At 50.5% G+C, this 857-nt stretch carries 8 tRNA genes; all 8 read right to left on the bottom strand.

Features of this window, described 5'->3' with window-relative positions:
• Positions 1 to 77: 77 nt before the first annotated feature.
• Positions 78 to 151: transfer RNA gene (locus tag CD035_RS11390), tRNA-Pro, on the bottom strand.
• An 18-nt stretch (positions 152 to 169) separates the two neighbouring features.
• Positions 170 to 243, bottom strand: a tRNA-Arg gene (locus CD035_RS11385).
• Between the two features lie 9 nt (positions 244 to 252).
• Positions 253 to 341 (bottom strand) — tRNA-Leu (locus CD035_RS11380).
• 6 nt (positions 342 to 347) lie between these two features.
• Positions 348 to 422: transfer RNA gene (locus tag CD035_RS11375), tRNA-Gly, on the bottom strand.
• A gap of 32 nt (positions 423 to 454) precedes the next feature.
• Positions 455 to 536 (bottom strand) — tRNA-Leu (locus CD035_RS11370).
• 5 nt (positions 537 to 541) lie between these two features.
• A tRNA-Lys gene (locus CD035_RS11365) sits at positions 542 to 617 on the bottom strand.
• A gap of 7 nt (positions 618 to 624) precedes the next feature.
• Positions 625 to 700 (bottom strand) — tRNA-Thr (locus CD035_RS11360).
• A gap of 5 nt (positions 701 to 705) precedes the next feature.
• Positions 706 to 781: transfer RNA gene (locus CD035_RS11355), tRNA-Val, on the bottom strand.
• Positions 782 to 857 lie beyond the last annotated feature (76 nt).

Genomic DNA, 857 nt, shown 5'->3' with positions numbered 1-857 from the left:
CGCTGACCTCCTGCGTGCAAAGCAGGCGCTCTCCCATCTGAGCTAAGCCCCCATTTAATATGTAAATTTTTAAAGAGTCGGGAAGACAGGATTCGAACCTGCGACCCCTTGGTCCCAAACCAAGTGCTCTACCAAGCTGAGCTACTTCCCGTAACCAAAATGGTCATTACGCGCCCGAGAGGAGTCGAACCCCTAGCCTCTTGATCCGTAGTCAAACGCTCTATCCAATTGAGCTACGGGCGCATATTAATATGGTGCCGAGGACCGGAATCGAACCGGTACGGTAATCACTTACCGCAGGATTTTAAGTCCTGTGCGTCTGCCAGTTCCGCCACCCCGGCAAATAATGGAGCAGAAGACGGGATTCGAACCCGCGACCCCAACCTTGGCAAGGTTGTATTCTACCGCTGAACTACTTCTGCAAAATTAAATGCTTAAATCATATTAATAATAATGCGGGTGAAGGGAGTCGAACCCCCACGCCTTGCGGCGCTAGATCCTAAGTCTAGTGCGTCTGCCAATTCCGCCACACCCGCTTAAATGGTGAGCCATAGAGGATTCGAACCTCTGACCCTCTGATTAAAAGTCAGATGCTCTACCAACTGAGCTAATGGCTCTAAAACATGGTGCCGGCCAGAGGACTTGAACCCCCAACCTACTGATTACAAGTCAGTTGCTCTACCAGTTGAGCTAGGCCGGCAAAAATGGTGGAGAATGACGGGTTCGAACCGCCGACCCTCTGCTTGTAAGGCAGATGCTCTCCCAGCTGAGCTAATTCTCCATTTAAAATTATGTAATATTATTACTTGCCCGGCAACGTCCTACTCTCGCGGAACGTAAGCCCAACTACCATCGGC

Origin of the sequence: Mammaliicoccus sciuri (genome assembly GCF_002901825.1) — a bacterium.
GTDB classification, from domain to species: domain Bacteria; phylum Bacillota; class Bacilli; order Staphylococcales; family Staphylococcaceae; genus Mammaliicoccus; species Mammaliicoccus sciuri.
This window is presented reverse-complemented; position numbering and strand designations above follow the sequence as displayed.